24 protein-coding genes are annotated in these 22,892 nt (G+C 71.9%); 9 read left to right on the top strand and 15 right to left on the bottom strand.

The window, feature by feature from the left end; genetic code table 11:
• Positions 1 to 50: 50 nt before the first annotated feature.
• Both MTQ12_RS06355 and MTQ12_RS06350 read left to right on the top strand, forming a co-directional pair.
• Positions 51 to 1,700 (top strand): helicase HerA-like domain-containing protein, encoded by a 1,650-nt coding sequence (locus tag MTQ12_RS06355; protein ID WP_247425212.1) that lies wholly within the window; start codon positions 51 to 53, stop codon positions 1,698 to 1,700.
• Positions 1,701 to 1,780: 80 nt separating this feature from the next.
• Positions 1,781 to 2,698: a patatin family protein gene (locus tag MTQ12_RS06350; RefSeq protein ID WP_348983857.1), complete on the top strand. Its 918-nt coding sequence runs from the start codon at positions 1,781 to 1,783 to the stop codon at positions 2,696 to 2,698.
• Between the two features lie 241 nt (positions 2,699 to 2,939).
• Here MTQ12_RS06350 and MTQ12_RS06345 read toward each other — a convergent pair whose 3' ends face one another.
• Positions 2,940 to 3,332 carry a YchJ family metal-binding protein gene (locus MTQ12_RS06345; protein WP_217494840.1) on the bottom strand — a complete coding sequence of 131 codons (393 nt, stop codon included), beginning with the start codon at positions 3,330 to 3,332 and terminating at the stop codon, positions 2,940 to 2,942.
• Positions 3,333 to 3,427: 95 nt separating this feature from the next.
• Here MTQ12_RS06345 and MTQ12_RS06340 point away from each other — a divergent pair, with 95 nt between their 5' ends.
• Positions 3,428 to 4,507 carry a DUF808 domain-containing protein gene (locus MTQ12_RS06340; RefSeq protein ID WP_247425210.1) on the top strand — a complete coding sequence of 360 codons (1,080 nt, stop codon included), beginning with the start codon at positions 3,428 to 3,430 and terminating at the stop codon, positions 4,505 to 4,507.
• Between the two features lie 12 nt (positions 4,508 to 4,519).
• On the opposite strand, the gene MTQ12_RS06335 is transcribed toward MTQ12_RS06340, so the two are convergent.
• Both MTQ12_RS06335 and MTQ12_RS06330 read right to left on the bottom strand, forming a co-directional pair.
• Positions 4,520 to 5,095 (bottom strand): hypothetical protein, encoded by a 576-nt coding sequence (locus MTQ12_RS06335; protein WP_137319322.1) that lies wholly within the window; start codon positions 5,093 to 5,095, stop codon positions 4,520 to 4,522.
• A 105-nt stretch (positions 5,096 to 5,200) separates the two neighbouring features.
• Complete coding sequence (locus MTQ12_RS06330) at positions 5,201 to 5,575, bottom strand: DUF1801 domain-containing protein (RefSeq protein ID WP_247425209.1); 375 nt, start codon at positions 5,573 to 5,575, stop codon at positions 5,201 to 5,203.
• A 106-nt stretch (positions 5,576 to 5,681) separates the two neighbouring features.
• On the opposite strand from MTQ12_RS06330, the gene MTQ12_RS06325 reads away from it, so the two are divergent.
• A complete protein-coding gene (locus tag MTQ12_RS06325) occupies positions 5,682 to 7,322 on the top strand; it encodes an NERD domain-containing protein (RefSeq protein ID WP_247425207.1) in 1,641 nt (546 codons plus the stop codon).
• A 211-nt stretch (positions 7,323 to 7,533) separates the two neighbouring features.
• Here MTQ12_RS06325 and ppk2 read toward each other — a convergent pair whose 3' ends face one another.
• From ppk2 to MTQ12_RS06295, 6 genes are all read right to left on the bottom strand, one after another.
• Positions 7,534 to 8,481, bottom strand: a complete 948-nt coding sequence (ppk2, locus tag MTQ12_RS06320; protein ID WP_137319316.1) for a polyphosphate kinase 2 — start codon at positions 8,479 to 8,481, stop codon at positions 7,534 to 7,536.
• A 120-nt stretch (positions 8,482 to 8,601) separates the two neighbouring features.
• On the bottom strand, positions 8,602 to 9,099 hold the full coding sequence (gene tpx, locus MTQ12_RS06315; protein WP_137319315.1) for a thiol peroxidase: 498 nt from the start codon (positions 9,097 to 9,099) through the stop codon (positions 8,602 to 8,604).
• Positions 9,100 to 9,130: 31 nt separating this feature from the next.
• Positions 9,131 to 10,144, bottom strand: coding sequence for a DUF368 domain-containing protein (locus MTQ12_RS06310; protein ID WP_247425205.1), 1,014 nt, complete (start codon positions 10,142 to 10,144; stop codon positions 9,131 to 9,133).
• Positions 10,141 to 10,599 (bottom strand): SufE family protein, encoded by a 459-nt coding sequence (locus tag MTQ12_RS06305; protein WP_247425204.1) that lies wholly within the window; start codon positions 10,597 to 10,599, stop codon positions 10,141 to 10,143. The genes MTQ12_RS06310 and MTQ12_RS06305 overlap by 4 nt, the downstream gene beginning before the upstream one ends.
• Positions 10,596 to 11,501, bottom strand: coding sequence for a sulfurtransferase (locus MTQ12_RS06300; protein WP_247425202.1), 906 nt, complete (start codon positions 11,499 to 11,501; stop codon positions 10,596 to 10,598). The genes MTQ12_RS06305 and MTQ12_RS06300 overlap by 4 nt, the downstream gene beginning before the upstream one ends.
• Positions 11,498 to 14,116 carry an excinuclease ABC subunit UvrA gene (locus MTQ12_RS06295; protein ID WP_247425200.1) on the bottom strand — a complete coding sequence of 873 codons (2,619 nt, stop codon included), beginning with the start codon at positions 14,114 to 14,116 and terminating at the stop codon, positions 11,498 to 11,500. Before MTQ12_RS06295 ends, MTQ12_RS06300 begins: the two co-directional genes overlap by 4 nt.
• Positions 14,117 to 14,192: 76 nt before the next feature.
• On the opposite strand from MTQ12_RS06295, the gene MTQ12_RS06290 reads away from it, so the two are divergent.
• Entirely contained in the window at positions 14,193 to 14,774 is a 582-nt protein-coding gene (locus MTQ12_RS06290; RefSeq protein WP_247425197.1) for an HhH-GPD-type base excision DNA repair protein, read from the top strand.
• A 22-nt stretch (positions 14,775 to 14,796) separates the two neighbouring features.
• Here the strand turns inward: MTQ12_RS06290 and MTQ12_RS06285 are convergent, their stop codons facing one another.
• From MTQ12_RS06285 to MTQ12_RS06275, 3 genes are all read right to left on the bottom strand, one after another.
• Positions 14,797 to 15,294, bottom strand: coding sequence for a pyridoxamine 5'-phosphate oxidase family protein (locus MTQ12_RS06285; protein ID WP_247425194.1), 498 nt, complete (start codon positions 15,292 to 15,294; stop codon positions 14,797 to 14,799).
• Between the two features lie 89 nt (positions 15,295 to 15,383).
• Positions 15,384 to 15,890, bottom strand: coding sequence for an SRPBCC family protein (locus MTQ12_RS06280; protein ID WP_348983856.1), 507 nt, complete (start codon positions 15,888 to 15,890; stop codon positions 15,384 to 15,386).
• Positions 15,891 to 15,901: 11 nt separating this feature from the next.
• Positions 15,902 to 16,672, bottom strand: a complete 771-nt coding sequence (locus tag MTQ12_RS06275) for an SDR family oxidoreductase (protein WP_247425190.1) — start codon at positions 16,670 to 16,672, stop codon at positions 15,902 to 15,904.
• 145 nt (positions 16,673 to 16,817) lie between these two features.
• On the opposite strand from MTQ12_RS06275, the gene MTQ12_RS06270 reads away from it, so the two are divergent.
• Positions 16,818 to 18,602: a bifunctional 3'-5' exonuclease/DNA polymerase gene (locus MTQ12_RS06270; protein ID WP_247425188.1), complete on the top strand. Its 1,785-nt coding sequence runs from the start codon at positions 16,818 to 16,820 to the stop codon at positions 18,600 to 18,602.
• Here the strand turns inward: MTQ12_RS06270 and MTQ12_RS06265 are convergent.
• Positions 18,584 to 19,369 (bottom strand): DUF429 domain-containing protein, encoded by a 786-nt coding sequence (locus tag MTQ12_RS06265; protein ID WP_247425186.1) that lies wholly within the window; start codon positions 19,367 to 19,369, stop codon positions 18,584 to 18,586. The genes MTQ12_RS06270 and MTQ12_RS06265 overlap by 19 nt on opposite strands.
• Before the next feature lie 81 nt (positions 19,370 to 19,450).
• On the opposite strand from MTQ12_RS06265, the gene MTQ12_RS06260 reads away from it, so the two are divergent.
• The gene (locus tag MTQ12_RS06260; protein WP_247425184.1) at positions 19,451 to 20,158 is read left to right on the top strand and encodes an MgtC/SapB family protein; all 708 of its coding nucleotides are present in this window, start codon (positions 19,451 to 19,453) and stop codon (positions 20,156 to 20,158) included.
• Between the two features lie 8 nt (positions 20,159 to 20,166).
• On the opposite strand, the gene MTQ12_RS06255 is transcribed toward MTQ12_RS06260, so the two are convergent.
• Positions 20,167 to 20,736 (bottom strand): mismatch-specific DNA-glycosylase, encoded by a 570-nt coding sequence (locus MTQ12_RS06255; RefSeq protein WP_247425183.1) that lies wholly within the window; start codon positions 20,734 to 20,736, stop codon positions 20,167 to 20,169.
• A 197-nt stretch (positions 20,737 to 20,933) separates the two neighbouring features.
• On the opposite strand from MTQ12_RS06255, the gene MTQ12_RS06250 reads away from it, so the two are divergent.
• On the top strand, positions 20,934 to 21,593 hold the full coding sequence (locus MTQ12_RS06250) for a hypothetical protein (RefSeq protein ID WP_247425181.1): 660 nt from the start codon (positions 20,934 to 20,936) through the stop codon (positions 21,591 to 21,593).
• 25 nt (positions 21,594 to 21,618) lie between these two features.
• Here MTQ12_RS06250 and MTQ12_RS06245 read toward each other — a convergent pair whose 3' ends face one another.
• Positions 21,619 to 22,491, bottom strand: a complete 873-nt coding sequence (locus MTQ12_RS06245) for an alpha/beta fold hydrolase (RefSeq protein WP_247425178.1) — start codon at positions 22,489 to 22,491, stop codon at positions 21,619 to 21,621.
• Positions 22,492 to 22,577: 86 nt separating this feature from the next.
• Here MTQ12_RS06245 and MTQ12_RS06240 point away from each other — a divergent pair, with 86 nt between their 5' ends.
• Positions 22,578 to 22,883: an acylphosphatase gene (locus tag MTQ12_RS06240; RefSeq protein ID WP_247425176.1), complete on the top strand. Its 306-nt coding sequence runs from the start codon at positions 22,578 to 22,580 to the stop codon at positions 22,881 to 22,883.
• The last annotated feature ends 9 nt before the right edge of the window (positions 22,884 to 22,892 follow it).

Genomic DNA, 22,892 nt, shown 5'->3' with positions numbered 1-22,892 from the left:
GGTGCGTCCGGTGCTTCGGCCGTGTCCGCGCCCTGTGCCAGAATGACCGCATGAGCGATTCCCAGGCGAACCTCGAGGCCATCCGCACCGGCTACACCTTCGACGTCCCCGCACTCGACCTCGGCTCCGCCATCGACGGCGACACCGTGGTCACCGACGCCCGCGTCCGCCTGCCGCTGGGCATGCTCAACCGGCACGGGCTCGTCGCAGGTGCCACGGGCACCGGCAAGACGGTGACGCTCCAGGTGCTCGCCCAGGCGATCTCCGATGCCGGGGTGCCGGTGTTCGCAGCGGACATGAAGGGCGATCTGTCCGGTATGGCGACGCCCGGCGAGGGCTCCGAGAAGCTGCTGGCCCGCACCTCGACGAACGGCCAGGACTGGACTCCCGCGGCGAGCCCGGTGGAGTTCCTCGCCCTCGGCGGGGAGGGCACCGGGGTGCCGCTGCGCGCCTCGGTCACCTCGTTCGGCCCGCTTCTCCTGTCGAAGGTCCTCGAGCTCAACGACACCCAGGAGTCCGTACTCGGCCTGCTCTTCCACTACGCGGACGCGCAGGGTCTCGCACTCCTCGACCTCAAGGACCTCAAGGCCGTGCTCACCCACCTGACCTCGGACGAGGGCAAGGCCGAGCTCAAGTCGATCGGCGGGGTGAGCAGCGCCTCGGTGGGCGTCATCCTCCGGTCGATCGCCAACCTCGAGGCGCAGGGTGCCGACGTGTTCTTCGGGGAGCCGGAGTTCGACATCGCGGACCTCCTGCGCACCGCAGAGGACGGCCGCGGCATCGTCTCGATACTCGAGCTGCCCGCGGTGCAGAACCGCCCGGCCCTGTTCTCGACCTTCCTCATGTGGCTGCTCGCGGAGCTGTTCGAGACCCTGCCGGAGGTCGGCGATCCGGAGAAGCCGGCGCTCGTGTTCTTCTTCGACGAGGCGCACCTCCTGTTCCGCGATGCCTCGAAGGCGTTCCTCGACTCGGTCGCGCAGACCGTGCGCCTCATCCGCTCGAAGGGTGTGGGCATCGTGTTCGTCACCCAGTCCCCCACGGACGTCCCCGACGAGGTGCTCGCCCAGCTCGGCTCGCGCATCCAGCACGCGCTGCGCGCCCACACCCCCAAGGACGCCAAGGCTCTCAAGGCCACGGTGGAGACCTTCCCGATCACCGACTTCGACCTCGGGGCGCTCCTCACCGGGCTCGGCACCGGCGAGGCCGTCGTCACGGTCATGGATCCCGACGGCTCCCCCACCCCGGTGGCCCCGACCCGGGTCTTCGCCCCGGCCTCCCGCATGGGACCGACCGACGCCCCGGTGATGGAGCAGATGGTCGCCGGCTCCCCGCTCCAGGCGAAGTACGGGGAGGCGATCGACCGGGAGTCCGCTCACGAGCTCCTCACCCGGCGCTACTCCGAGGCCGAGGCGCAGCCGGAACCGGCCGACTGCCCGGCGAACGCCCCGCGCACCCCCGACGCCTCGACCACGGACCCGGGGCCCGCGGACACGCCGCCGGCACCCACCCGCCAGGAGACCCCGACCCGCATCCCGACGCCCCGCCGCGCGCCCCGGCAGCGCGCGGAGACGGCGTCCGCTCCGCAGGAATCGATGTTCGAGAAGGTCGTCGAATCGCAGGCCTTCAAGCAGTTCACCCGCACCGCCGCCCGGGAGATCGCCCGCGGCATCTTCGGCACCGGGCGCAGGCGCCGCCGGTGACCGACGGCCCCGACGATCACGCACCGGGCTCCGCACACCCGGACTCCGGGGAACCGGCATCCGTGCCGCAGGCGTCCCCGGTGCCGACCACCGAGCACCATGCGCCGGGCGGCCCGCTGGCCCCGAACGTCACCGACACCGCGCTGATCTTCGAAGGCGGCGGGATGCGTGCCTCGCTCACCTCCGCCGTCGTCGTCGTGCTCCTCGAGGCAGGGATCCGGTTCGACTACGTCGCCGGGATCTCCGCCGGGGCGAGCAATCTCGCCAACTACCTGTCGCAGGACTCCCGGCGGGCCCGCCGCTCCTTCGTCGACTTCGCCGCGGACCCGAGGTTCGGCGACGTGCGCACGATGCTCCGCGGCGAGGGCCTGTTCAACGCGAAGTACATCTACGAGGAGACCGGCCTGCCCGACCAGGCGCTGCCCTTCGACTGGCGGACCTTCGCCGACAATCCCGCCGACTTCCGGATCGGCGCCTTCGAAGCGGAGACCGGGGACGAGGTGTTCTTCTCCCGCGCGGATGTCACGGAGATGACCGACCTCATGGTGCGGGTGCGCGCCTCCTCGACGATGCCGGTGATCATGCCGCCGGTGACGATCGACGAGCGCACCTACGTCGACGGGGCGCTCGGGGCCGACGGCGGCATCGCCCTGTCCCGCGCCCAGGCGGACGGCTACGAGAAGTTCTTCGTCGTGCTCAGCCAGGAGCGCGCGTATCGCAAGGCCCCGCAGCGCTTCCCGTGGTTCTACCGACAGTACTTCCGCCGGCACCCGGCGATCGCCGAGGCCCTCCTCACCCGCTGGCAGCGCTACAACGACACCCGGGATCGGCTGCTCGAGCTCGAGCGGGCCGGGCAGGCCTACCTGTTCGCTCCCGAGGTCATGCCGGTGGGCAACGGCGAGCGCGACCTCGCGAAGCTCGCCGCGAGCCACCGCCGCGGCCTGTCGCAGGCCCGCCGCGAGCTGCCCGCCTGGCAGGAGTTCCTCGGCCGCGCCTGAGGTGCGTGCGATCGAGCTGCGTGCGCTCTGAGGCATTCGCGTGCGGACTGAGGCGCTCGCGCGCCCGCGCTCTGAGGCATTCGCGTGCGGTGGCCGGTCCCCGCGCTGCCCTCCCCGCCCAACTGCGGAGTATCCGAAGAGCGGCGCGCAATTGCGCGTCGCCTTTCGGATACCGCGCAGTACGCAGCGCGTCAGTGCCTCAGGTCAGCACCTCAGTTCACTGCCGTGCTCGGTCGGTGCCTCACTCGATGGGGTCGAGGTACATCCAGCGGCCGGCGCGGCGGACGAACCGCGACTTCTCGTGCATCCGGCCCTGCGCCATGAGGTCGCGGAACCGGGCGGTGAAGGTCACCGTGCCCTCCTCGTCCTCCGGTCCGCCGCCGGTGACGTCCTCGATCTCGAGACCGAGCCACTGCGTCGTCCGATCGGCCGTCGAATCCACCGGCCGGGTGCGCGGGTGCCAGGTGCGGAACAGGTGGTCGTCGTCGCGCAGCGCGAAGGCCGTGTAGCGCGAGCGCATGAGCGCCTCGGCGGTCTCCGGCCACACCTCGCCGGCGAGCGCCGGCCCGCAGCACTCGATCAGGGAGCTGCCCGCAGGCACTCCGCCGCACGGGCACGGGATCACAGCAGACATCTGTCCTCCTTCGTCTAGCATGACCCTATGCCGAAGCCGCAGCACTGCACGACCGCCCCTGCCCAGCCTTCCCGCCGCGTCGGCCGGAGCACCCGATGAGCGGCGGTCTCGTCGCCCTCCTCGACGATGTCGCCGCACTCGCACGGATCGCCGCGGCGAGCGTCGACGACGTCGCCGCCGGAGCCGCGAAGGCGAGCGCGAAGGCCGCCGGCGTGGTCATCGACGACGCCGCGGTCACCCCGCAGTACGTCACCGGCGCTGAGCCCTCGCGCGAGTTGCCGATCATCTGGCGGATCGCCAAGGGTTCGCTGCGCAACAAGCTCCTCATCATCGTCCCGGTGCTCCTCGTCCTCAGCCAGTTCGTGCCGTGGATCCTCACCCCGATCCTCATGCTCGGCGGCACCTACCTGTGCTTCGAGGGCGCGGAGAAGGTGTGGGCGAAGATCCGCGGGCACCATGCGGAGAAGGGCGAGCCCGCGGTCGAGCAGGGCAGGGATGCCGAGGACAAGATCGTCAAGAGCGCGATCACCACGGACTTCATCCTCAGCTGCGAGATCATGGTGATCTCCCTCAACGAGGTCACCGACGAGACGCTGCTGAGCCGCGCGATCATCCTCGTCGTCGTCGCGATCGGCATCACCCTGCTCGTCTACGGCGTGGTCGGCCTCATCGTCAAGATGGACGACATCGGCCTCCACATGGCGAAGAAGGACTCGGCCGGCTCCCAGAAGTTCGGTCGTCTGCTCGTCAGCGGGATGCCGCACGTGCTCGACTTCATCTCGCTCGTCGGCACCTTCGCGATGCTCTGGGTGGGCGGCCACATCATCCTCGTCGGCATGGACGAGCTCGGATTCCACGCGCCGTACGCATTCGTCCACGGGATCGAGGGCCTCGTCGCCGGCATCGCGGTCGCCGGTCCGATCCTCGCCTGGCTCATCAACACGTTCTTCTCACTCGTCCTCGGTCTGCTGTGGGGCCTCGTCGTCGTCGGCATCGTCCACCTGCTGCCGATCGGTCGCAAGCACGGCGACGTGCACACGAGCACCGACAGCGCCCGGGGAACCGCCGCCGAGGCGCGCGCCGGCTCACCCGCGCAGGCCGGGGAGCCGTCCCCTGACGGGGACGGGCCGACCGGTTCGCACGCCCCCGGGCACCGCCCGGGCGACTCCGCCTGAGGCGGCCCGGGTTCAGCGGAAGCGCCGCCACACCTCGGTGAGGAATGCGGTGAGCGGTTCGGCGCCTCCGCGCAGGGTGCTCGGCAGGGACAGGCCGGGTCCGCCGATGAGCTTCTCCTCGGTGGCGCGCAGGGACGCCAGGATCTCCGAGTCCGACTCCGCGATGTGCTCGGCGGCGGCCGGGGTGAGGCGGATGACGGTCATCTCCGTGGTGCGTCCGCTGCCGCCGGGCACCTCGGCCGTGTCGATCCCGGTGATGCCGGACCAGGCGAGCCGCCCGAGGTTGCGCTTGGAGTTCGGCCAGCCGCGCTTGAGCTCGACCCCGTCGGTGGTGACGATGAGCCGGTCGGGGTTGACGAACTGGCTGGCGAACAGCGGGAGGCCGAGCACTCCGAAGAAGCCGACGGACAGGATCCCGATCATCCACGACCAGGACCACATGGGCGATTCGAGGATCATGAGCAGGCCGGCGGCGGTGAAGCCGAGCGCGATGCCGAACACGCAGCCGAGCCCGGCCTTGCCCGTCGTGATGACGACGCGCCCCGAGCGGTCGAGCCGGGCGCGCCAGGTGTCGGTGAGGGATGCCATGGACTCACCGTACCCAGCCGCACCGGTGTTCGGAGATCCGGAATGTTCCGATTCCGTGACACCGGAGGCCGCCGTCCCCGCGGCGTACCCGGCGATGGTGCGCCGCTACATCCAGCGCACCCCGTCGTCCTCGAACTCGCTGAGGCGGCGGGCGATCATCCGGCGCAGGAGCGCGTGCGGGATCGGGGCGTCATAGGGCAGCTTCACCGAGCTCTTCGCCGCGGCGAACTCCGTGATCTCGGCGGCGGACGCCTCCTTGGTCGAGGGGGTGAACACGAAGTTCGCGTGGTGCCGGTGCCCGCTGAATTGGAACAGGATCGTGTCGGTCCAGTAGGCCGGGCTGCCCCACTTGAGGCCCTCCTCCGTGTGCGGAGCGGCCTCGCGGCTGAGTTCGCGGAGCTCTCCGAGGAACTCCCTGACGGGTGATTCGAGCCTCGCGAGGTACTCCTCGACGGTGCGCGGCTTCTGCGAGTCGGTCATGGCGGGCCTCCGTGGAGTGTTCGGGACGGGCGCGGTCGTCTCCTCGGAGTGTATGCCCGCGCTGTGATCGCGCCGCACGGTGACGCCGCCCCGATAGTCTGGGCCCATGAGCAGCGACGCCGCGGATCAGCAGGCCCAGGGACCGACCGTGCACTGTGACGACCAGCCCGAGGGCGCGGAGAAGGTCGTCCTCGATCGCCTCCGCACCCAGCTGCCCGATGACGCGGTGATCATCCACGGGCAGCGGCTCACCACCCCGGACGCCGACGTCGAGATCGACTTCCTCATCCTGTGGCCGGGCATCGGGATCGTCGTGCTCGAGGTCAAGGGCGGTCAGGTGCGGGTGCAGGACGGACGCTGGTCGGCGAGCGGCAATCCGCTGCGCCGCTCGCCGCTCGATCAGGCGATGGCGGGCAAGTACGCGTTCCTCGACTGGATCCGGCCCCGGATGAGTGTGCGCCCCGGCCGCACCGTCCACATGGCGTGCCTGCCCTACACGAACACCTCGCGGTGGGACGATCTGCCGGATGCGCCGCGCAGCCATGTCGTCGGCCAGCAGGACCTCGACGGTCTCGCCGCGGCGATGAGCACGGTGCTGCGCACGTCCATGCAGCGCGAGGACCCGCCGAGCCCGGCGGCCGTCGCCCTCGTGGTCAAGCAGCTGCGGCAGACGCACGCCGCGATCGAGAACGCGCGCTCGGCCGCGATCGAGCTCGAGGACCGCGCGAACCGCTTTACACAGGAGCAGGAGAAGCTCCTCTCCGTGCTCCGCTACCAGACCCGCGCCGAGCTCAGCGGCGGTCCCGGCTCCGGCAAGACCCACCTCGCGCTCATCAAGGCCCGGCAGCTCGCCGCGGACGGGCAGCGGGTGGCACTCATGTGCTACTCCCGCGGGCTCGGACGCTACTTCGAGCTCATGACCGCGCAGTGGCCGCAAGCGGAGCGCCCGGCCTTCATCGGCCTCTTCCACGACCTGCCGCTGAGCTGGGGCGCCGAGCACGCCGGTGACGACGACCCGCAGTTCTGGGAGGTCGAGCTCCCCACCCGGATGCGCGCGCTCGCCGCCGAGCGCGACCGGGCGGAGCTGTTCGACGCGATCGTCGTCGACGAGGGCCAGGACTTCTCCAACCTCTGGTGGGAGGCGGTGCTGTCGTGCCTGCGCGACCCGGACGCCGGCGTGCTCTACGTCTTCACCGACGAGCGGCAGCGGATCTTCGATCGCGACGGGGACGCCCCGATCGAGATGAACCCCTTCCACCTGGGCGAGAACCTGAGGAACGCGCAGACCGTGGCCGAGGCGTTCGGCTGGCTGTCCGACGAGCCGCAGATCGTCCGCAATCCCGGCGGGGAACCGGTGGAGCAGATCGATGTGCCGTTCGACCAGGCTCTCGAAGCCGCCGACGACGCCGTGGAGCGACTGCTGGAGAGCGGCGACTGGAAACCGGAGGACATCGCGCTCCTCACCACCTACAGCCGCCACCCGGTGCAGAAGGAGACCGTCGAGACCGAGGGCTACGACGCCTACTGGGACGGGTTCTTCTCCGCCTCCCAGGTGTTCTACGGCCACGTGCTCGGCTTCAAGGGGCTCGAGCGGGCCGTCGTCGTGTTCTGCATCAACGGCTTCCGCGATCCCGCCCGCGCCCGCGAGATGCTCTACGTCGGGATGTCGCGGGCGCGCTCCAAGCTCGTGCTCGTCGGCAACATGACGAAGATCCAGGAGCTCACCGCGGTCGCCGAGGAGCCCTGAGCCGGCATCCACCAATCAGGGGTGTTCGCACGTGATCCATGGGGACGACCTCTCTGCGATCTCATGCGGGTCCACGCCGAACAGCGGAACGAGTGGGGTGCACTTCTGGTGACGCATCCGGGGATGCCGAACGGCCGCCGGATTCCTCCGACGGCCGTTCGGGTCGAGCTGCTCGCACCCGGCCGGGGCTCGGTGCCCGGCGGGGCAGGAATCACAGGTTCGGGAAGGATCCGATCGACTCGCCCTCGCCGGCTTCCAGGAGCGACTTGCCGCGGCCGACGATCTTCTTGTCGACCTTGCCGACGACCCGATGGTCCTTCTCCGGGTAGTCGAACTGCGAGAGCACGTAGCGCATCGCCTCGAGGCGGGCGCGCTTCTTGTCGTTCGACTTCACCACGGTCCACGGGGCGTGGGCGGAGTCGGTGTAGAAGAACATCGCCTCCTTCGCCTCGGTGTAGGCGTTCCACTTGTCGCGGCTGGCGAGGTCGGTCGGCGAGAGCTTCCACTGCTTGACCGGGTCGTTGGACCGGGCCTGGAAGCGGGCGGCCTGCTCCGCCTGGGAGACGGAGAACCAGAACTTGATGAGGTGGATGCCGGAGTCGACGAGCATCCGCTCGAACTCGGGGCAGGTCCGCATGAACTCGAGGTACTGGGCGGGGTCGCAGTAGCCCATGACGCGCTCGACGCCGGCCCGGTTGTACCAGGAGCGGTCGAAGAACACGATCTCTCCGCCGCTGGGCAGGTGCTCGACGTAGCGTTGGAAGTACCACTGGGACTGTTCGCGCTCGGTGGGAACGCTCAGTGCGACGATGCGGGCGCCGCGCGGGTTGAGGTGCTCCATGAACCGCTTGATCGACCCGCCCTTGCCGGCGGCGTCGCGGCCCTCGAAGAGGATCGCGATCTTCTGGTCGTTGGTCTTGACCCAGAGCTGGAGCTTGAGGAGCTCGACCTGGAGCTGTCGCTTCTGGCGCTCGTAGCTGCGCCGGGACAGCTTGGTCTCGTAGGGGTAGTTCTCCTGCCACGCCGGGATCCCGCCGGGACCGCTGGGAGCGGTGGCCTTGGCGTCCTTCGCCGCCTGCACCTTGACCTTGGAATGGAGTTCGACGAGCTCGTCGACCTCGTACCGGTTGTGGTCGTGCTCGATATCGAGTTCGGTCATGCGGCACCCTCGGCTCTGCGGCTCAAGCGACGCAGGATACGCCGCCGGTCAATTGTACAGGACATGGACGATGCCCGCCGTGCCCGGGGGCTCCGGCACGGCGGGCATCGCGAGCGGATCTCAGCCCAGGGCTGCGACGGCGGCGTCGTAGTCCGGTTCGGTGGTGATCTCGGGGACGAGCTCGGTGTACGTCACGGTGCCGGACTCGTCGAGGACGAGCACGGCCCGGGCGAGCAGACCGGCCATCGGCCCGTCGGCGAGCCTGAGACCGAAGTCCTCGCCGAAGCTCGAGCGGAACGCCGAGGCGGCGGTGACGTTGTCGATGCCCTCGGCCCCGCAGAAGCGCGCCTGCGCGAACGGCAGGTCCTGGGAGACGCAGAGCACAGCGGTGTTCTCGAGGCCGGCGGCGAGCTCGTTGAACCGGCGCACCGAGGCGGCGCAGACGCCGGTGTCGATGCTCGGGAACACGTTGAGGACGAGGCGCTTGCCGGAGAACGATCCACTCGTCACCGCGCCGAGGTCAGTGCCGACGAGGTCGAACGCCGGGGCCTGGGCACCGGTGGCGGGGAGATCGCCGGAGGTGTGGACGGGTGTCGATTTGAATGCGGTTTCAGCCATGACCCCATCCTCGCCTGCCCGCGGCCCGCGATCAACCGTCTGCGGCATCCGTCCGGGTTCGCCGAGCGGCCTCCCGCTCGTCCTCCTCGGCCTCGATCTCGTGGACCGTGGGCGAGAACTTCCGCTCGAACACGACGAGGGCGGCCACCGCTGCGGCGCCGAGGAGCGCGAGCAGCACCGGCCCGAGCACGGGATCGTAGGGGGCGAGCAGGGTTCCCGGAGCGCTCTCATCGCCGCCGGCCGACGACTGCCACGGCCACAGGGCACGGAGCGAACCGATCATCAGCCCGGTCATGACGAGCAGGGTGAGGCGGCGGTGGCGGGTGAGGAGGTGCTTGAGGAGCCGCACGAACGAGGCGAGCCCGACGAGTGCGCCGAGACCGAACACCGCGATGTAGCCGAGGTCCCGGTCGTCGAGCGCGCTCATCGTCGTCGAGTACAGGCCGACGGCGAGGAGGAAGAAGGAGCCGGAGACCCCAGGCACGACGAGCGCGCAGATCGCGATCGAGGCGGCGAGGAACACGACGAGGAGCGAGGGGTCGGTCTGCGCTCCGCCGCCGGCGAATCCGATGAGCACGAAGGCGATGATCGCGGCTCCGATGACGAGCCCGGCATCGAGCAGCCGGGCGCCGGCCGAGGGCGATTCGCGGGAGGGGAGCATGAGGACCGGGACGAGGATGCTCATCGCGACGAGTCCGAAGAACAGGCCGCGCGAGGCCTCGGGGTGGTCGGCGACGAAGCGGGCCATCACTCCGGCGGCGGTGAGCACCGCGGCGGCCATCCCGATGAGCACCGGGATGATGAGCAGCCACTGCGTGCGCGCGAGCTCCGCCCGGAACCCGGCCCAGCGGTCGGGGCCGGCGACGAGCCGCTTGATCGCGGACAGCATGTGCGAGGCGGAGTCGATGAGCTGGTCGTAGACCCCGGTGACGAGTGCGACGGTGCCGCCGGACACGCCCGGGACGAGCTCGGCCATGCCGATGAGGAAGCCGCGGACGAGGTCGAGGGGCAGCACCCACAGGGGGCGTCGGGCCGGGGCGCTCATTCGGCCCCCGCAGCGGTGCGCTCGCTCACCTGGCGCTGGATGCGCGCGAGCATGCCGCTCATCCCGCGCAGCCGCAGCGGGCTCACCTGCTCCTCGAGCGACAGGCGCAGCGGCAGCTCCGCCGGGACTGAGAGCACGGTGGCGGCCGGGCGGCCGTCGAGTCCCTCGTGGAGGATGCCGGCGAAGCCGCGGGTGGTGGGTGCTTCGGGCGGGGCGCTGAAGTGGAGGTGCACGGTGCGCTCGGGGTCGTCGTCGACCTCGGTGACGAGGAAGATCGGCGACTGGCATTCGGGTACCGGTTCGAGCAGCTCGGGGTGCTCGGCGAAGCGCTCGGGCAGGTCCGGCAGCTCCTGGCTGAACTCGAGGAGCAGCTGGAGCTTGTCCGGGTCCGGCATCGCGGCGAAGTCGTCGGCGATCTCCTGCAGGCCGCCGGGCAGGGGTGCGGTCTCGCTCACGACGTCCGGGCCTCCCCCGGCTCCTCGCCGCGCGCGATCGGCACGCGAACGACGTTGCCCCATTCGGTCCACGAGCCGTCGTAGTTCTTCACGCCGCGGAAGCCGAGCAGGTGCTCGAGGACGAACCACGTGTGGCTCGAGCGCTCACCGATCCGGCAGTAGGCGATGACGTCCTCGTCCGTGTCGAGCCCGAGGTCGTCGACGTAGATGCTGCGGAGCTCCGCGGCGGACTTGAAGGTGCCGTCCTCGTTCGCGGCCCGGGCCCACGGCACGGAGCGGGCGGTCGGGATGTGCCCGCCGCGCAGCGCGCCCTCTTCCGGGTAGTCGGGCATGTGGGTGCGCTTACCGGTGTACTCGTCGGGGCTGCGGACGTCGATGAGCGGGACGCCGCCGATGCGCTCGAGCACCTCGGGGAGGAAGGCGCGGATCCGCGAGTCGTCGCGGTCGATGACAGGGTAGTCGGTCGCCGGGCGCTCGGGCTTGGCGGTGGTGAGCTCGCGGCCCTCGGCCTGCCACAGGGCGCGGCCGCCGTCCATCAGACGGACGTCGGAGTGGCCGAACAGGGTGAACACCCAGAGGGCGTAGGCCGCCCACCAGTTGGACTTGTCCCCGTAGATCACCACGGTGTGGTCCCGGCCGATGCCCTTGGCCCCCATGAGGGCGGCGAATCCGGCACCGTCGACGTAGTCGCGGGTGATGGGGTCGTTGAGCTCGGTGTGCCAGTCGATCTTCACCGCGCCGGGGATGTGCCCGGTCTCGTAGAGGAGGACGTCCTCGTCGCTCTCGACGACGACGACGCCGGGGGTGTCGAGGTGGTCGGCGACCCACTGGGTGCTCACCAGCCGCTCGGGGGCCGCGTATTCGGCGAACTTGGGGTTCGTGCTGTCGGCGGGTGCTCTCACGGTGCCTCCACGGTGTCGGGTTCGGGGTGCTCGTCCGGCGCGGCGCCGGTCGGGTCGGTAGGGGCAACGGCGGGCCGGGCCCCGGATATTCCCGCCTGCGCGTCTCCGGTCCTCGCGCCCAGGGCCAGGCAGCGGCCGGTCGCGGTGCCGGCGGCGGCGACCTCGGCCGGGGTGCCGGCCGCGATGATCCGGCCGCCGTGCTCGCCTGCTCCGGGACCGAGGTCGATGACGTGGTCGGCTCCGGCGACGACGCGCATGTCGTGCTCGACGAGGACGACGGTGCCGCCCTGGTCGACGAGGCGGGAGAGCTCGGCGAGGAGGAGGTCGACGTCGGCGGGGTGGAGCCCGGTGGTCGGTTCGTCGAGGAGGTAGACGGTGTGTCCGCGGGGTGCGCGCTGGAGCTCGGTGGCGAGCTTGATGCGCTGGGCCTCGCCGCCGGAGAGCTCCGTGGCCGCCTGGCCGAGCGTGAGGTAGCCGAGCCCCACGGCGGCGAGCGAATCGAGGGCGCGGGTGATGCGGGCGTCGGAGGCGAACACCGGGCGGGCGGCTTCGACGGTGAGGTCGAGGACCTGCGCGATGGTGAGCCCGTTCCACGTCACCTCGAGGGTGTCCGGGGCGTAGCGGGCGCCGTGGCAGTCCGGGCAGCGGGCGTAGCTGCCGGGGAGGAACACGAGCTCGACCTCGATCTGGCCCTCCCCCGCGCAGGTCGGGCAGCGACCCTCGACGACGTTGAAGGAGAAGCGGCCCACGCCCCAGCCGCGGGCCGCGGCTTCCGGGGTGTCGGCGAACAGTCGGCGCACCCGGTCGAACAGGCCGGTGTAGGTCGCCAGGCAGGAGCGCGGGCTGCGGCCGATCGGCTTCTGGGTGATGTGGACGAGCCGGTCGACCGATTCCGCCCCGGTGACGCCGCGCACCTGCACGGCATCCGCCCCGGCGCCGCCGTCCCCGTCGTCCCCGACGACGGTGGTGCGCACCCGTCCGGCGAGCACACGGGCGAGCACATGGGTGACGAGCGTGGACTTGCCGGAGCCGGAGATCCCGGTGACCGCGGTGAGCACGCCGAGCGGGATCTCGACGTCGAGGTCGCGCAGCGTGCGCGCGGTGATCCCCTGCAGCCGCAGCCGGCCGGTGGGGGTGCGGGCCTCGGCGGCGGTGCGCGGCGCGGGAGGCGGGGCGCCGAGGTAGCGCGCGGTGACGGAGTCCGGGACGCCCGCGAGCGCGGCGACCGGGCCGGAGTGGAGGATCCGGCCGCCTCCGGTGCCGGCGCCGGGTCCGACGTCGATCACCCAGTCCGCGCCGGCGACGAGTCCCATGTCGTGCTCGACGAGGAGGACGGAGTTGCCGTCGGCGATGAATCGCTCGAACAGCTCGGTGAGCACGCCCTTCTCCGTCGGGTGGAGGCCGGCGGAGGGCTCGTCGAGGACGTAGGCGACGCCGAACAGGCCGGAGCGCAGCTGGGAGGCCAGGCGCAGGCGCTGGAGCTCGCCGGCCGACAGGGTGGCCGCCGGCCGGTCGAGGGACAGGTGGCCGAGGCCGAGCCGCACGATGGTGTCGAGCACGGGCAGCGCCGAGGGCAGGAGGATGCGTTCGGCCTCCTCCTCCGGGGTGCCCTCCCCGGCAGGCAGCGCGGCGAGCCGGTCCGCGAGCCGGGTGCGGACCTCGGCGGCGGTGCGGGCGGCGAGTGCGGGGATCGGCTCGCCGAGGTAGGTCACGCGCAGGGCGTCGGCACCGAGCCGGTGGCCCTCGCAGACGGGGCAGGTGCGGGTGTCGAAGTAGCGCAGGGCGCGCGTCCGGGTCTTCTCCGATTTCGTGTCGTGGTAGGTGTGCAGCAGATAGCGGCGCACGGAGGACCACTTGCCCTGGTAGTCGCGCTGGATGCGGCCGGCCTCGCGCTCCGGTGAGACGGTGACGACCGGCTGCTCCTCGGTGAAGAGGATCCATTCCCGCGTGTCGGCGGGCAGGGAGTCCCAGGGAGCGCGGAGGTCGATGCCGAGGGTGCGGAGGATGTCGCGGAAGTTCTTGCCGAGCCAGGCTCCGGGCCAGGCGGCGATCGCGCCCTCGGCGATCGAGAGCGACGGGTCCGGGACCATCGAGGACTCGGTGGGTTCGTGGAGGACGCCGGCGCCGTGGCAGCGCGGGCACATGCCCTCCGGGGTGTTGGGGCTGAACGCGTCCGAGGTCAGGCGCCCGCCGTGGAGCGCGGAGCCGCGGGCGAGGACGTCTGCCGGGTGGTCGCCGGCCCGGGAGTACAGCAGTCGGATCGCGTTGGACAGCGTGGTGATCGTGCCGACCGTCGAGCGGGTTCCGCCGGCGGTGTGCCGCTGCTCGAGGGCGACGGTCGGGGGCATCCCGGTGACGGATTCGACGCGCGGGTCCACGGCGGAGCCGATGAGGCGCCGGGCGAACGGGGCGATCGATTCGAGGTAGCGCCGCTGCGCCTCCCCGTGGAGGGTGCCGAAGGCGAGCGAGGACTTCCCGGAGCCGGAGACGCCGGTGAACGCGACGAGACTGCCGCGCGGGAACGACGTGGAGACGTGCTGGAGGTTGTGGAGACGGGCGTCGCGGACCCGGACGTCACCGGTGGGCACGGCGGGTGCGGCTCGATTCGCTGGCATGGCGTCCACGCTACCGGCAGGCACGGACGCGGGCGCACCGGGCGCACTCGCCGGCGCACCGGGCACAATGGTGGGCATGAGCGATCTCTACCTGTCCACGGATGCCCGCGCCGACGCCCTGCTCGCGGAGAACCCCTTCGCCCTGCTCACCGGCATGCTGCTCGACCAGCAGGTGACGATGGAGTCCGCGTTCGCCGGCCCCGCGAAGCTCGCCGAGCGCCTGGGCGGCTACTCCCCCGCCCTCGTCGCGGACATGGACCCCGAGGCGTTCCTCGCGGCGTTCCGGGAGAAGCCGGCGGTGCACCGGTTCCCCAAGTCCATGGCCGAGCGGGTGCAGAAGCTCGCCGCCGCGATCTGCAGTGATTACGACGGCGACGCCGCGGCGCTCTGGACCGCGGGTGACCCGGACGGCTCCGAGGTGCTCCGCCGTCTCAGGGCGCTGCCGGGGTTCGGGGAGCAGAAGGCGAAGATCTTCCTCGCGCTGCTCGGCAAGCAGTTCGACCTGCGAGCCGCCGGCTGGGAGGCCGCCGCCGGCGAGTACGGAGCCCCGGAGGCCCGGCTGTCGATCGCCGACGTCGTCGACGAGCACACGCTCGCCGAGGTGCGTGCGACGAAACAGGCCCGCAAGGCCGCCGCGAAGGCGCAGAAGCAGCGGTAGCGGCGGCCGCCGGGCCGGCCGGTCACATCTGGACGGTGCGCGATTCCCCGGCCTTCGGGGTGCCCTTCGTCGCCGCCGAGGTGAGCATCGAGAGCATGGTGCGCACGCCGCCGGGCGAGTCCCAGAACTGCGCGGTGTGCGGGGTGAAGCGGATGAGGCGCACGGCCGGGTCGTCGGCTCCGCCGTCGAACCAGGCGGAGGTGAAGGTGTTCCACAGCTCCTTCTGCTTCGCGACGTCGCGGATCACGGTGGCGGTGCCGGACAGGGAGACCCAGCTCGACTTATCGGAGTAGGCGACGTTGACCTGGGAGTCGACGGCGAGCTCGTCGACGATGTCGGAGTCCGCGGCGGTGATGAACCAGACGTCGCCGTCCTCGACGACCTCCTGGGTGCCCATCGGCCGGGAGACGAGCGTGCCGTCGGTGTCGACCGAGGTGAGCATCGCGATGCGGGTGTCGTTCATGAGCTCGCGGACCTTCTCGCGGAGCTCGGCCTCGGAGGTGCGGGGCGTGTCATTCATGGCGGGTTCCTTCCCATCGACGTGTCCCCTCCACTCTTCCAGCATCAAGGCACCTTGTCGATGGGACGGCCCCGGCACTCGGCAGATGCTCAGTCGGCGGCCAGCCGTTCCCGCAGTCCCCGCTCCCCGGCGGCCATGACCCGGCCGTGCGCCCAGGGTGCGAGCGCTCGCAGCGCGCGCACGAGCCGAGGGCGGCTCACCACGCACCAGGTGATGGTGAGCGCCGTGCCCGCGCCCGCCTCGGTCGCGGTGAGCCGTCCGGTGCCGCGGAGGTCGCCGGCGGCCCGGATGAGCGCGCCGCCGGGCGGGTCCGCGGAGGCGAGCTCGAGGGCGAGGTGCAGCCGGTGCCCGAGCGGGCTGCCCACGGTGAGCGCGACCGTCCGGCCGGGCAGGCCCTCGCCGGGGTCGGCGACGAGGTGCGCGCTGCGGATCCCGGGCCACCACGCCGGCCAGTGCTCGACGGCGATGAGCTCCTCCCACACCCGTCCGGGCGGCACCGGCATCGTCCACTGCGATTCGAAGTGGAACGCCGCCGATTCCCCGCGGGCGGGGACGGTGTGCCGGTGCGGCCCGGCGGGTGCGGGGTGCGCGGTGATCGGGGTGCCGCTCAGCCGGCGGACCAGCCGGCGTCGACCGGGATCACGGCACCGTTGACGTCGGAGGCCGCGTCCGAGGCGAGGAAGGCGATGACCTGGGCGAGCTCCTCGGGCTTGGCGTTGCGGATCGCGCTCTGGTGGACCGGGGTGATCGCGGCGAGGCCGTGCTCGGGGTTCATCGCGGACATGTCGGTGCCGGACATGATGTTCGTCTCGACGCCGCCGGGGCACGCGGCGTTGCAGCGGATGTTCTGCCGGGCGTAGGTGTAGGCGGTGTTGACGGTGAGGCCGATGAGCCCGTGCTTCGACGCGGTGTAGGCGGCTCCAGCCGCCCCGCCGCGCAGCGATGCCGCGCTGCCGACGTTGACGATCGCACCGCCGCCGCGCTCGAGCATGACCGGGACGGCGGCGCGGATGAGGAACATCGGGGCGGTGAGGTTGACCCGGAGGATCCTGTCCCACTGCGCGGTGTCGACGTGGGCGGCTCCGGAGAAGTCGTCCATGATCCCGGCGTTGTTGACGAGCCCCAGGCGGTCACCGCGCTCGGCGGCGCGGGCGATGAGCTCGCTCGCACCCTGCTCGTCGGCGATGTCCCCGATCACTGCGGTCGCCTCGCCCCCGGCTCCGGTGACGAGCTCGACTGTCTCGTGCGCGGATTCGGCGATGTCGGCGACGACGACGTGCGCGCCGCGGGAGGCGAGGAGCTGCGCGGTGGCGCGGCCGATCCCCGAGCCGGCGCCGGTGACGACGATCGTGTGTCCGGTCATCTCGGTGGTGGTCATGGGTCCTCCGTGATTCGGTGACGTGGGCGGCGGCCCGGTGTGAGGCGCGCCACGTCGAGCCTGTCACAGTCGGGCGGCACCCGCATCCGGGCCCGGCCGGGCGCGCGGTGATGGCCCCGGCCGGGCGCGCGGCGATAATGGACGGATGCACATCGTCCTCGGCCCCGCAGATCCCGGCACCGGAGATCCCGGGGCTTCGGGGTCCGAATCTCCGCTGTGGCGGGCCCTGCTCGTCGAGGACGGCCGGGTCCTCGACTCCCGCGATGCCGCGCAGTCCGGGCTGCCGGACCTCGTGCGTGCGCTCGCCGCGGAGGCGCCCCGGCCCGAGGCGATCCGCTGGGTGTGGGCGCAGACCGCCCGGGTCTATCCGCCGCTCCTCGCCGCCGGATTCGAACCGGCGCGCTGCTGGGACCTGAGCCTGTGCCAGCGGATCCTGGCCGGCGCAGCCGCTTTCGAGCACACCGGGGTGGAGTACGCGCCGGTGGTCGAGCTCGATCCGACCCCGCCCGAGCCCGCCGAGGAGCGCGTGCTGCCGCGCGTCGACCCCGCCCAGGGCTCCCTGTTCGACTCCCCCGCGACCGCCGAGCACTCGAGCGAGCCCACGGCAGAGCAGCTCGCCGCGGAGCTCGCCGAGCAGCTGCGGGCCGTCGCCGGCAGCCGGCACCCGCAGCGGCTCATGCTGCTGCTTGCCGGGGAGTCGCAGGGCGGGATGATCGCCGTCGAGATGCACTCAGCCGGCCTGCCGTGGCGGCGCGACCTCCACGAGGCGCTGCTCGCCGACGCGCTCGGGCCGCGCCCGGCCGACGGCGCCCGGCCGGCCCGCATGCAGGAGCTCGCGGACCGGATCGCCGCCACCCTCCAGGTCACCGGGGTCAACCCGGACAGCCAGCCCTCGCTGCTCAAGGCGCTCCACACCGCCGGGATCCCGGTGCGGACGACGAGCAAGTGGGACCTCATGGCGTGGGCGGAGGAGGGCGGTGAGCGGGTCGCGGAGCGGCGGGCGCTCATCGCGGAGCTCCTCGAGTACAAGACGCTCCAGCGGCTGTGGACCGCGAACGGCTGGCACTGGCTCGACGCCTGGGTGCGCGACGGCCGCTTCCACGCCTCCTACGCCGTCGGCGGGGTGGTGACCGGCCGCTGGGCCGCCCACGGCGGAGGGGCGATGCAGGTGCCGGCGACCGTGCGCGGGGCGGTGCGCGCCGACCCCGGGTGGCTGCTCACCGTCGCCGACGCCTCCCAGGTCGAGCCGCGCATCCTCGCCGCGATGTCCGGGGACCGGGCGCTCGCGCAGGCGGGCCGCGACGGCGACATGTACCTCGGCGTCGCGGAGCTCGGACGGCGGGCCGGGTCGGCGGTGAGCGAGCGCTCGCGGGCGAAGATCGCGCTGCTCGGCGCGATGTACGGGTCGACGACCGGGGACTCCGGGGCGCTCGTCCCGCACCTGCGCCGGCTGTTCCCGGCGGCCCTCGAGTTCGTCGAGTCCGCCGCCCGGACCGGGGAGCGCGGCGGTCTCGTCGCGACCTGGCTCGGCCGCACCTCGCCGGCCCCGAGCGCGGACTGGCAGGCGCAGGTCGCCGACGTGTCCACCGCGGAGGCCGAGTCCCGGGCGCGGTCGATGACCCGCTCCCACGGTCGGTTCACCCGCAACTTCGTCATCCAGGGCACGGCCGCCGAATGGGCGCTGTGCTGGATGGGCGGGGTGCGCCGGCGGCTCCTCGCCGGCACCCCGGACGGGCGACCCCTGCGGACCCGGATGGTGTTCTTCGTCCATGACGAGATCGTGCTCCACGGCCCGGAGGAGGAGGCCGAGGCGATCCGCGCACTCGTCTCCGCGGCGGCCTCCGAGGCCGGACGGCTGCTGTTCGGCGCAGCTCCCGTCGAGTTCCCGCTCACCGTCGCGACGGTGGAATCCTACGCCGAGGCGAAGTGAGGCGGGGCGGCCGGGTCTCCGGTCGGCAGGCAGATCCAGCCCTCCACGCGAGCCGCCTCGGCCTGTTCCGGCTCGGGGCGGAGGCAGCGGCCGCCGGCGATCTCGCGCGCGAGGAGAGCCGAGAGGACCGCATCCACGGCGTCGTCGCTGTCGGCGCAGAGCTCGTCGTACCCGTGCCACTCGAGCCACGGGAGCATGTCCGCCAACCGGCGGACGAGGTCCCGCCGACGCGCGTCGTGGTCCCTGCCCTTGTACCCCCGATGCGGAAGTCCCCAGACCTTGAGGGCGGCGGCCGGATACACCTCGCAGGCTGACCCGGTTCCATCCCGAGCGGTATCGACGCCGTGCGCGCGGAGCCGCGCGGCGACGGCGGCCCAGCGGAAGGCCGGATGGGCGATGCGGTCGGTCGACACGCTCAGCGGCACCACCCCGGCCCGTGCGCGGACGATGAGGTCGGTGGTGCGCATCGCCAAATGCCTGCGCCACCCGTCCCCGGTCGGCAGCTCGGCGCTCACGTCTCCGCGGGCGTGGGCCGCGATGAGCGCGGCGAAGGGCAGCGGCCATCCGAAGGGCACGTCGACCCCGGTCCGGTCGGCGCGGACCACGGCGGCCACGACGGCGTGGTCATCCGCACCGACGGCCACGCTGTCGATGTGGACGCGGTGGTCCGCGGGATCCTCGACGAGGAACGCGAGTCCGGTTCTCCGCGGGTCCGCCGCGAGATCGATCCCGCACCAGATGCTCCCGGTTCGTGTCGTCGTGTCCATAGATGTCCCATCTTCCACCCCGGCGCGGATACCGCAAGGCCCGCGCGGCCGGGCCTAGGATGATCCCACCGGAGGCAGACGATGGACTTCGACGTGATCCCGGGCGACATCGCGACGCAGGCGGTGCTCCTCGGCTGCGCCTTCGTTCTCGCGGCGATCATCGGCATCGAGCGCGAGGTCCGGCACAAGAGCGCCGGAGCGCGCACGCACATCCTCGTCGGCCTCGGGTCCGCCCTGTTCACCCTCGTCTCGGTCTACGGCTTCGCGGGGATGGTCGAGGACGAGACCGTGCGGGACCCCGGCCGGATCGCCGCCCAGATCGTCACCGGGATCGGCTTCCTCGGCGCCGGCGTGATCTTCGTCCGGCAGAACGTCGTGTCCGGACTCACCACCGCCGCCTCGATCTGGGTGAGCGCGTCGGTGGGAATGGCGTGCGGGGCAGGGATGCCGCTCATCGGCGCGCTCGCCGTGGTGCTCTACCTGTTCACCGTGACGGTGGTGAATGCGCTCGTCGAACGGATCAAGCGCCCCGAGCTCGCTGAGCACTTCACCGTCCAGTACGAGGACGGTCGCGGGGTGCTGCGCGACATCCTCGAGGCGACCTCCCGGCAGGGCTACGAGTCCTCGCTCAACCACACCCGCCGGGTCCGGGGCGAGAGCGGGAAGCTCATCGAGGCCGACCTCCGCTTCACGCCGCGCCAGAGCGGGGTGGACCGCGGGGTGTTCGAGATTCTCCACGACATCACCGGGGTGCACTCCGTGGAGATCAACGAGCAGGTCAATGACTGACCGGGATGTCAGTCCCCGCCGACCCCGGCGGCCGTCGCGATCTCCCGATAGGCCTCTGAGAGGGCGTCGAGACTCGCGTGCGCGTTGAGCCCGCTCGGATTCGGGGCGACGAACAGCGCGGTGCCCGGCCACGGCGATTCCTGCCGACCGGTGACGGCGCGGGGCGCCTCGAACGCGGTGCGGTACGCGGTGATCCCGAGCACCGCGACGACCCGCGGGGCGTGCTCGGCCACGAGCCGGTCGAGCCGGCGGGCCCCGGCGCGCAGTTCCTCCCGGGTGAGCTCGTCGGCGCGGGCGGTGGCGCGCGGGCAGATGTTGGTGATCCCGATCCCCCGCCCGGTGAGCTGCGCCCGGTCGGATTCCGTGTACCCGTCCGCGGCGTCGATGAGGGTGTCGGTGATGCCGGCGCGGTGCAGCGCAGGATGGAACCGGTTGCCGGGCCGGGCGAAGTGGGCGCCGGTCGCCGCCGTCCAGAGGCTCGGGTTGATCCCGACGAACAGCAGCCGTAGCGGCTCCGGCAGGAGGTCGGGGACGGTGGCATCGCGGAAGCGCTCGAGCTCGGCACGGCTGAAACCCATGCGCCCAGGCTACGCGGGGCGCTCCGCGCACCATGGCGGCCGGTCGGCGTTGCCCGCGCCGGGGCCGGGGACTACCGTCGGATCCGACGGGTCCGCAGCGTGCGGACCGCTCCCCGGAGAAGGAGACCCTCATGATCATGGCATCCCCTGCCCTCCGCGCTGCCATGCAGGGGCATCGACCCCAGGGAGCCTGAGTCATGAGCAGGGATCGTGAGCGACTCAGGCCGGCACAGCTCCGCCGGGTCGACGAGCTGTGGGGCCGGCTGTGGCACACGGGCTCCGTCGAGATCCCGCCGCGCACGGGGCGCCTCGTGCTTTTGCTCATCGGGGCGGTCGTGTTCACCCTGCTCATCTGCATACTGCTGTTCACCACCGCGGTCGCTGTCGGCAGCGGGGAGGAGCCGTGGTGGGTCGCGTTCAACCCGATGACGCTGATCATGTTCGTCGGGCTGTTCTTCTTCGGCTTCCTGGGGATCCCGGCCGTCATCATCGTCATGGTCAACCGTCCCACCCTCGTGCTCAACCGGGACGGCTACGCCGAGGTCGTCGGACGCGGCAGCAGCCGGAAGGTCCGCGCGTTCCTGCCGTGGGACGACGTGGAGCGGATCGGTGCGACCTTCATCGCGGCCCACAAGTGGCCGATGCCGCCGACCCACCTCGTGACGATCGTCCTCACCCCGGAGGCGTTCGCGGCGCACACCGCGGGCAGCGGCAAGCTGGCCCGCATCCTCTCCGCGGCCGACCGCTCGATCTCCGGGCCGCGCTCGTTCGTCCTGCGCCACGGCATCCACGGTCACGGCCGGGTGCTCCAGGAGCTCTTCACCCGGGCGCACGAGCAGTTCGCCCGGACGCGGTGACCGGGGCGACCAGGGGTGGCCGGGGTCAGTCCCTGTCGTCGAGGAGGAATCCGCGCAGCACGGCGATGAACTCCTCGGGCTTCTCCGAGTGGAGCCAGTGCCCGGCGTCCTTGATCATCATCCGCGTGGTCCGCGGGAACAGGGCGCGCATCGCCTCCCCGTATTCGGGGCGGATGTAGTCCGACCGCGTCCCCCCGACCCACAGCACCGGGTGGTCGAACCGGGCATCGCCGAGGTCGGGGAAGCCGCCGATCACCGGCAACGAGGCGTGGAGGAGTTCGAGGTTCGGCTCCCAGAACAATCCGTCGTCGCCGCTGCGGAGGTTCTGGAGGAGGAAACCGCGGACCGTGCGGGTGGGGATCGACTCGCTGAGAGCCTCGTCCGCAGCCGCACGGTCGGTCACGGAGCCGAGGTCGAGAGCGCGGAGACTGCTGAGCAGATGGTCGAACTCGGACCCGCCCGACCCGGCGTCATCTGCGCCAGCGGACTCTGCGTCATCGGACTCCGCATCACGGGATTTCGCGGCCTCGGTCCCGACCGGGGAGATGTCTTCGACGACGAGCCGGTCGACGAGCTCGGGGTGGCGCAGCGCGAGCACCATGGCGACCTTGCCGCCCATCGAATGGCCGATGACGTCGACGGGGCCGGCCGCGGCGAAGTCCGCACGCAGCGTCGCGGCGACGTGGTCGGCCATGGCGCGGTAGTCGAACTCCTCCGTCCAGTCCGAGCGGCCGTGGTTCGGGAGGTCGACGAGGAGGCTCGTGCACTCCGGCTCGAGGCCCTTGGCGATCCGGGTGAAGTTCTTGCCGCGGCCGAACAGACCGTGGAGGAACACGACGCGGCGCTCCCCGTCGCCGACGGTCCGGGTGAAGAGGTCGATGCTGTCTGAGTCCGTCACGCGTGCAGTCTAACGGGGCGGCCGGGTCGACGTGGGCAGCCCGAGCCCCCTCCCCGGGTGGGGATCCGCTCGTTAGGGTGGAGGTCATGACGAACGCTGAGCAGACCCCGGACCAGGCGGAGAACCGAGCGGCGCGGGTCGTGGTCACCGGTGAGGTGCAGGGTGTGTCGTACCGGGAATCGTGCCGCCGCGCAGCGGAGTCCCGAGGGGTGGCCGGCTGGGTGCGCAACACCGAAACCGGGACCGTGGAGGCGCTGTTCGTGGGTCCCGGAGCCGCGGTCGACGCGATGATCGACTGGTGCCGCACCGGACCGCCCGCGGCCGAGGTGGCCGGCGTGCACGTGGAGCCGAGCGACGAGTCGGCCCCTGACGCCGGTTTCACGGTCCGCTGAGGGAGCGCG

Source organism: Brevibacterium sp. R8603A2, assembly GCF_023072605.1.
Classification (GTDB): Bacteria; Actinomycetota; Actinomycetes; order Actinomycetales; family Brevibacteriaceae; genus Brevibacterium; species Brevibacterium pityocampae.
Note: the sequence above shows the minus strand (reverse complement) of the source record. Positions and strands in the feature narration are given on the sequence as shown.